At 49.5% G+C, this 8,210-nt stretch carries 7 protein-coding genes; all 7 read right to left on the minus strand.

Going from position 1 to position 8,210, the window contains the following annotated elements; genetic code table 11:
• On the minus strand, positions 1-3,537 hold a 3,537-nt coding region (locus tag GX117_04855), incomplete at its 3' end, for a hypothetical protein (GenBank protein NLO32673.1).
• A 328-nt stretch (positions 3,538-3,865) separates the two neighbouring features.
• Positions 3,866-4,537, minus strand: coding sequence for a hypothetical protein (locus GX117_04860; protein NLO32674.1), 672 nt, complete (start codon positions 4,535-4,537; stop codon positions 3,866-3,868).
• Between the two features lie 207 nt (positions 4,538-4,744).
• Positions 4,745-5,617: a 3-hydroxy-5-phosphonooxypentane-2,4-dione thiolase gene (gene lsrF / locus GX117_04865; protein ID NLO32675.1), complete on the minus strand. Its 873-nt coding sequence runs from the start codon at positions 5,615-5,617 to the stop codon at positions 4,745-4,747.
• Positions 5,618-5,624: 7 nt separating this feature from the next.
• Entirely contained in the window at positions 5,625-6,266 is a 642-nt protein-coding gene (gene dhaL, locus GX117_04870; GenBank protein ID NLO32676.1) for a dihydroxyacetone kinase subunit L, read from the minus strand.
• 3 nt (positions 6,267-6,269) lie between these two features.
• Entirely contained in the window at positions 6,270-7,271 is a 1,002-nt protein-coding gene (locus GX117_04875; GenBank protein NLO32677.1) for a dihydroxyacetone kinase subunit DhaK, read from the minus strand.
• Positions 7,272-7,360: 89 nt separating this feature from the next.
• Positions 7,361-7,681, minus strand: a complete 321-nt coding sequence (locus GX117_04880; GenBank protein ID NLO32678.1) for a hypothetical protein — start codon at positions 7,679-7,681, stop codon at positions 7,361-7,363.
• 149 nt (positions 7,682-7,830) lie between these two features.
• A partial coding sequence (locus GX117_04885) for a hypothetical protein (GenBank protein NLO32679.1) occupies positions 7,831-8,210 on the minus strand: 380 nt, incomplete at its 5' end.

An 8,210-nucleotide genomic window follows, 5' to 3' on the forward strand; every position in this document is an offset into this window, starting at 1 on the left:
ACCTTCACCTTCGCCCTCGACGGGTTCTTCACCTTCACCTTCGCCCTCGACGGGTTCTTCACCTTCACCTTCGCCCTCGACGGGTTCTTCACCTTCACCTTCGCCCTCAAGGGGTTCTTCACCCTCGCCTTCGCCCTCAACGGGTTCTTCGCCTTCACCTTCAGGTGCGGGTCCGTTCACTCTTATGCGTACTTGATATTGTTTTTCACCGCACTCATTCCAAATACTCAGTTTGGTTATAAAGTCGCCGCCATAATTAAAGACATGAACAGGACTGTACTCGTCACTGCCACTGCCGTCACCAAAATCCCAAGTCCAACCGTCCATATTATCCGATAGATTCTTAAATACCACGGTTAAGGGCGCGTCTCCTTTTGATGGTTTGGCAGTAAAATAAGCCATTGGATCTTCACATTCGCCATCCCCTTCTCCTTCATCTTCTCCTTCTTCTTCTCCTTCCTCACAAATATACACATAAACACATCCTTCTACAGGATCACAGGTGGCTGTCCAACAGTCATCTCCCTCATACAAATCACAACGTGTATCATCGGGGTCATTTATACAGCCTAATTCCGGATCACAGCTATCGACCGTACAGTCTATGCCATCATCACACAGGGGAACATTCTCATCAAATTCCGGAGCAACCTGGGCTAAGAAAGGATATCCTTTGTTTAGTTGACGGCAGGTATCATGTGCCCATATATCTTGAAAGTTCCAAGAGCCATAACTCGTGCCGCCGTAAGGGAAAACCATCTGCGCCGTTGTACGTCCCTGGCCGGCTACACTGGAGGTCTGTCCGGTACGTTCTATATCCCAATAGTTATTGTTACTGATCGTTACACTGCTACTTCCAACCAATCCACCAAAGTAATAGCCGTAACCGGTCACGGTTCCGACGGCATAGCAATATTGAAGTCCGCCTGCATTCATCAACCCGGCAAATCCGCCAATATAAACATTACCTGTGACGGCTCCCGTGGCATAACAATTATTTATGGAACCGGAAGAGTTCCATCCAATAAATCCTCCTATTTGATCGGAACCTTGCACGACGCCTGAGGCGTAACACATGTTCACAGTGCCATTGTTGGCTCCAATAAATCCGCCCAACCTTCTGGTACCCATCACTGCGCCGGCGGCAAAAGATGTATTCACTTCGCTGCTATTGAGCCCGATCAGTCCACCCATATTATTGCCGGTACCTGTTACCGTGCCGGTGGCAAAACAATTGCTGAGCGTACCTTGTGCGTGGGCGCCAACAAAGCCGCCAATATCATCCGAGGTACTCTGAAGATCTCCTGAGGCCCATGAATCCGTAATAGTATTGTTGTTAAGCCCGACTAATCCGCCAACGCGCGAATTACCACTAACCGTTCCCGTGGCGCTACAGCCAACAAGAACTTCGCTATTAAATCCTATAAGCCCGCCAACACGGGTACCCCCACTTACATTAACCGCCGAGGAACAATCGTTGATAAGCCCGGAATTAACGCCGACCAGTCCGCCCACAGACGCGTCGGTACAGCTAACTTCACCGGATATAGTACAACCGATGATGGTTCCGAAATTATTTGCAACGAGTCCCCCCACAAACTTGGCTCCTGCAACCATAATGTTTTCGACACGGAGATTTGTAATGCTCGCGCCCTCGGCAAGTTTCGAAAAAAGCCCCACATCCAACCCATCAGACCGATTTAGAACTCCGTTGTAGAGCGCAAATCCGGCGCCATCAAAGGCCCCTTGAAATCCATTTGCATCGCCTAAGGGGGACAGTGTTTGGCCGGACAGATCTAAATCTGCCGTTAAGACGAAATGGGCATTTAGCGCCCGGGCATAGTTGCTTAATTGGGCAAATTCCTCAGGTGTGCTGATGCTGTAGGGATCTCCTTCTATACCACTGCCGGGAAAAGCCAGATCACCGGGCAGTGGGATGATGGGCAAGCCCAATCCTTCCCATGAAAGTCTCGGATACGCATTCTCTGCTTTTTCCCAATTACCGTCATACCCCCAACCTGCATCTTGAAAGGGAAACACCTCAAGCATGGCTTCCGTGGTCAATCCTTGTCCGCCTGCGCTGAACTCTTGTCCGCTCGTCTCAACATTCCAAAAGCTCCAATAGACCGTGCCCATGTACATGTTTCCGAGGAGCCCGCCAATCATAGCTGCAAGTTCCCCGTCGCTGACCTCGCCGATTGCATAACAATTGCTGACGTCACTGTCCCCAATATTTCCGATCAATCCGCCGCGATAATTTCCGGTACCGCTAACGTTACCGGTTGCATAACAGTCTGTGATATCGCCAACGTTCTCGCCGATAAATCCTCCCATAAAATCAACACCGCCGATGACGGCGCCTGAGGAAAAACAGCGGTTTATTGTAGACCCATTATTTTCCCCAATAAACCCGCCCATAAAATCTCCACCGCCGTATACGTCTCCGGTGGCGGAACTGTTGCTGATTTGCCCGGCGCCGTTATATCCGATGAAGCCGCCAAGATGTGTGGAGTTATCACCGCCGGTAACTGTGCCTTGTGCATGGCAGCCTTCGATAATCCCTAAATTTTTTCCAAGGAGTCCGCCCAGTTCAACACTGTTGTCATCCGCTACGATATCCCCGGTAGCATAGCAATCGCGTACGGTACCATAAGAGTTAACGCCAATAAGTCCACCTATACCGGTGGCGAAATCGCCGGTCTTCACTGTGCCTGTGCTGTAGGAATCGCTGATAGTAAACATATAATTCTCCCCGCCGAGTCCGCCCACATGTATAGTCCCGAAAACTCCGTTCGCCGCATGAGAATACATAACGCGTCCATTGCCATACCCTACAAGCCCGCCAACGTAGGTCTCGCCTGTAACTTCACCAAGGGCAGCACAATTATTAATACTGGCAACAGTCGCGTGTGCTTCAGTAGCTGCAAGAAAGCCGGCAATTCCACCGACATATGCATTCCCGACAATGTCGGCTGTGACGTTACTATTTATGATGGAACCGTAGTTCCACCCCACCAGACCGGCAACATAACTTTCACCCTGTACTTCACCACTGAAAGAGCAACTGCTCAGAATCCCCACTTCCGCTTCGTCGTCGTCATTGACTTTTATCTCACGTCTACCTATAAAACCGCCAACGTAGTCGTTGCCCGTAACCGAAGCACCGGTCAAAATTATATTCTTGATCTCCGCTCCATTTACATAGCCAAAAAGTCCTACACAATCTTGTTCAGGCCGATTAATAGTCAATCCCGTGATTACACGATTTTTCCCGTTAATGATACCTGTAAAAGGATCATCTTCGGTTCCGATGGGTTCGAAGCCCGCTCCATCGTTCCACTCGGCGGTAGCGCTTGCATCAATATTTTGAGTCAATTCGTACTCACGATTCAAAGGGAAACCACTATCTTTGCCGATTTTTTGCAAATCGGTAATGTTTCCGATTTTAATAGCATTCTGAGCAAAAAGGTTTGCAGAACTAAAGACAATCGCTGTAATCGCCACACTTAATACCAGCCGCTTCCCAAAGATTTCCATAAGATCCTCGCCTTTCAATTCGATACATATTATCGTTTCAATAGCTATTTTTATCAGTTATACCTATTCAAAGCATTGCTATCGCATTTAATTATCATCTCATTATATGGTTTCTCGATTGTTTATCAATTGTAGCGTCATATCAACACCAAGCCTTCGGAAAACCTAAGCGTCGAAGAGACGTCGCTCTTAGTATATCCCAAAAGAACAAATGGAAAGGCGTTCTGCGCTCTAAAATCTTTCCGAAAACCCTTTGTTATTCTATTATTAACACGTTTATAAAACACATATTCGGCGTTTCGCTCGGTAAAGGGCGTGAAGCCGATGACTACATTTTTACTTGTGGGTGCGAAAACCGCAAGGCGGCGCCATCTTGATAGGTGGCGTATTCAGTAACAATCGCGCCTTCAGGGGCAATCATCCAGTGCCACTCTTCAGCAGCGTTCAAAGCTCCGATTTCGCCCGGAAGCAATTTTTGTTCTTTGCGTGCGTGGGCAATTTCTCGGTGAGACGGGGGGATTCGTTCTTCCACACCCGGTGTGGGTTCCCCTTCACCATAGATATAGATCCAGCCATGGCGTGGCTGCCATGACTCCATCTTCGGCGCGGCATCATCGGTGTGCACATGTTTATGTTCGGGAATCATTTGGCCGGGCAACAGATAAATTTCATGGCCGAAATAGTTGTCTTCTTTGTTATTAAACCAAAAGATTCCGCCCATTCCCACTTCTGTGAACTTACCCAAGCCGAAATCGACGACCCAAAATTCATCGGTTCGTAAGCGGTCAACAATGGGATATTGAAATGCTTCAAACATTTCGAAAAAGGCTGCTTTACCCGCTTCTTCATCAAAGCTTCCATCCGATTTATAAAAATGCTCATTGGGGTACCGGGTAATTGCCGGCATTTTAAGGCTTTGTGCCATGACCTTTCCTTTCATAAGCAGTCCTGCGGCTCCGACAGCCACTCCACTCATCATTTGTCGTCTTGTAATTTTCATGGGTTCAGGCTCCTTTTAGGGGCGCCGCGCAACGCCCAGTCCTAGGCAAGGCGACGTCGTTGCTTAATATACGTGTATTTCAAGGCGTTGGCACGCACTGATTTTGGTCTTCACCATTTTTTTTCGAGGCTTGGTATTGTTACGTAATCTTTAATGATCTATCCTCTTATATTATCATTGTTTTTCGATGGAATCCAAAATTTCTGTTTATGTATTTCTTTTCAAATCATTATACAAGGCATAGGCCTGTTCCGGTTTTTCAAAGCGATGCACCACAGCCCCCACTGCTTGCGCCATTGCTGCGGGATCTTCGGCAGCGAAAATGTTGCGCCCCATATCTACGCCCATGGCGCCCTGATCAATGGCTTTATACGCCATCTTTAACGCGTCAAGCTCGGGCAGTTTTTTACCGCCTGCAATAACAATAGGAACAGGGCACGCAGCGACGACGGTGTCAAAACCGGGCTCACAATAATAGGTCTTTACGAAGTGCGCGCCCAGCTCTGCAATAACACGGCACGCCAAGCCGAGGTATCGTGCGTCGCGAAGCATTTCTTTACCCACAGCAGTGACCCCGAGGGTAGGCACGCCGTAGCGGTTGCCTTCATTAATCAAATAGGCGAGATTGTCGAGAGTCTCACGTTCACCTTCTGCGCCAATACATACCTGAGTCGTTACAGCGGCAGCATTCATGGCGAGTGCCTCTTCCAAGGTAACACCTATGATCTCATTACTCAATTCTTTGAGTACCGTTGCACCAGTACTGCAACGGAGCACTAAAGGTTTATTTGTTTCCGGTGAAATACAGGTACGCAACGCGCCTCGAGTTCCCATAAGGCAGTCCACATACGGGATTAGCGGTGGCACGACGAGATCAAGACGCTCAAGTCCTGATGTGGGTCCCATGATATAGCCATGATCAAAGGCAAGCATTACGGTTCGCCCTGATTCAGGGTTAAAGATTCGAGACAAGCGGTTTTTCATGCCCCAATAGAGATGGGCGGAACCTTTGAGGAAAAAGCCCGAATTTTCCATGGGGATGTGTACGCCATATTCTTTGTTGTTACTGGCGGGGGTCATATCGTTATCAGGCATGGTCTTTCAATCCTTTTTCAAAGCCGCGAAACAGCAGCGCCACCGATGTGGCACCGGGATCCCGGCTGCCAATACTTTTTTCTTTTATATGTTTAGCACGTCCAAAACGCGCCTGCATCGTCGCGGTTTGTTCCGCCCCTTCTGCGGCGGCAACAGCAGAACTGTGCAGCGCTTCTTCCGGAGACAAGGAATCCATGAGTTTTTCGGCAAGTGTATCAACGGCGGGCAACAAGGCGTCAATCAAGGTTTTATCGCCCGGCTGTGCTTGGGTCTGTTCACGCACTCCGGCTAATCCCGCTTTGAAGACAGCCGCCCAATCCAGATTGTCCACAGGTGTTTTTTCCTGAAGCTTAGCTGCCATGGAGACAAAAAACATGCCAAGAAGCGGGCCTATAGCGCCGCCGTCTACGCCGAGTATCGCCCATCCCACATCGTTCAGTAATTTTTCGACAGTTTGGGGCGCAGCAGCGTCGAGCACTTTTTCAATGGAAGCCATCGCCCGGTTCATCGTGGTACCGTGATCCCCATCACCGCCGACAGAATCCAATTCAGATAAAAGACTATGATGACCGCGAATTTCGTCGATCGCGCCTCTGAACATCGCAATCCAAGAGGATGTCGTAAAACTAACCATGGTTTATTTCGATACCCATACGGGGGCATTGGAGGGCGCGTCCCACAGGCTTTTAAGTTCTTCGTCGAGACGGCCAACACACATCTGGAAACCGGCCATTTCTTGTACAGTTAGAAATTCACCTACGAGCGAACGAGTCAGTGTAATCTGTCGGGCTTCTAAAATCTGCTTAACACGACGCAAAATTAAATAGAGTTCCATAAGGGTCGTAGCACCTGTTCCATTGAGCATGACAAAGACTTCATCGCCGGCTTGCGCCTCTATATCTGCAAGGAGGGGCTCGAGCATAATTTCAGCGGTTTTATCTGCCGTGGCAAGGGCTTGTTCGCCGCCGCCTGCCTCGCCGTGCTGTCCCATGCCGACGACCATTCTGCCATCAGCGATTTCTGCGATCACCTCTCCCGTACTTGGGTGGGTGGCCCCGGAAATAGCAACGGCAAGGGTCGCCATGCCTGCCTCTATCTTTTCTGCGACACGGGCACACTCATCGAGTGAATAGCCTTTTTCTGCCGCGGCGCCGGCAATTTTAATGACCGGCAAACAGCCTGCCAGTCCGCGCCGTTCTTCCGGTGTGTCTCTGGATCCGCCGGAAATATCATCATGGGTCAAAACACGACGGAGTAAAATGCCTTCTTTGGCCGCCAGTCCTGCAGCAACATTAGCGGACAGCACATCGCCCGCATGGTTCAACACAATGAATAAAATACCGGCGTCTCGCTTCGCCAAGCGTAAGGCATCCAACACGCGGGGCGGCCCGGGCGCGGCAAATATTTCGCCGGGGACACTGATATCCAGCATTCCTTCCCCAACATAGCCGCTTAACGCAGGCTCATGGCCGCTGCCGCCCAGCGTGACCACCGCCACTTTATCCGCCGGTTTTGGACATACCCGAACCACCAAATTCGACGGGGCGAGCGCCACCTTTTGTTGGTTAGCGAGGATGAAACCTTCCAGCAATTCCTGCACCAGATTATCCGGATTGTTAATCAGTTTTTTCATGATCATGACCGCATATTCCTCATGATTTGGTGAATGGCTCGTCGCCATTGATTAAGACCAGCACTGACACTTTGTATTTCCTGTCGACCTTAATTTTACTGTTGTTCCATGATCTCAATCACTGCGTCGCCATCCTTGATGAAAGCACAGCGTAAAGTATCGCTGGCGTTAAAAGGCGGAACAATCACTTCACGCCCTGCCATGGCTTCGTCTAAAGAGCTTACCATATAGGCGGCGTGGGCTCCTTGACACACTTCCGGCGGCATGGAAGTACCTTCTTCGAAGCGTAGAAATTCGATTCGAAAAGGGTTCTCTTCCGGTTCAGTCACAAAAACTTTGGCACCTTCAATGTAGCGTTCGTTCTTTTGTTTTTCTTGGGTGGGTACGCCAAAATGATGAAATTCTGCTTTCAGCACGACAGTCTCCTTTTTTTTCAATAAAGGTTGTAATTTCATAAACGAATGGGAAGAATAGTGTACGACAAGTGGCATCACCAGTCAACAGACCAGCCTTCCACTTCGCTGTTTCAGAACCATACCAGATTAAATTGGATGTATGATTGTACTTAACCGGTCATCAGTGTTTTGATGGCTTCACGTAATTGTTGATCAGCGCCCGGCGCGGTATGGGAGGCACCGGCTTCGTAGCCCCCTTCTGCGTATACGCGATCGGGGCAGATATAGGCGGGGCCGCCATCGCCGTAAGCTGCCACCACCACAAAGGCATCGGGCAGCAATGCCTGCGCATAGTGCTGGAATTCGACCATCGGTTCACCGGGCAGATGGACAAAGACGACGTTGCCAAGCCGCATCATGGTCAAGTCCAGTGGTTTTTCGATGCGATGGGCCCAAGATAAGAACATGGCTTCCGTGAGATGTTCCAAGGGCGTTTTATTTGGATCTTTGAGTGCTTGCGCGGAGCGCGCCATATTGTACCGTTCATCAT

The organism is Candidatus Hydrogenedentota bacterium (assembly GCA_012523015.1).
In the GTDB taxonomy this organism is placed as follows: Bacteria; Hydrogenedentota; Hydrogenedentia; order Hydrogenedentales; family CAITNO01; genus JAAYBJ01.

Bases quoted from the DNA above. Each gene is read 5' to 3' on its own strand.
- lsrF (NLO32675.1), bottom strand. From the start codon at position 5,617: ATGACCCCCGCCAGTAACAACAAAGAATATGGCGTACACATCCCCATG.
- dhaL (NLO32676.1), bottom strand. From the start codon at position 6,266: ATGGTTAGTTTTACGACATCCTCTTGGATTGCGATGTTCAGAGGCGCG.
- GX117_04860 (NLO32674.1), bottom strand. From the start codon at position 4,537: ATGAAAATTACAAGACGACAAATGATGAGTGGAGTGGCTGTCGGAGCC.
- GX117_04875 (NLO32677.1), bottom strand. From the start codon at position 7,271: ATGATCATGAAAAAACTGATTAACAATCCGGATAATCTGGTGCAGGAA.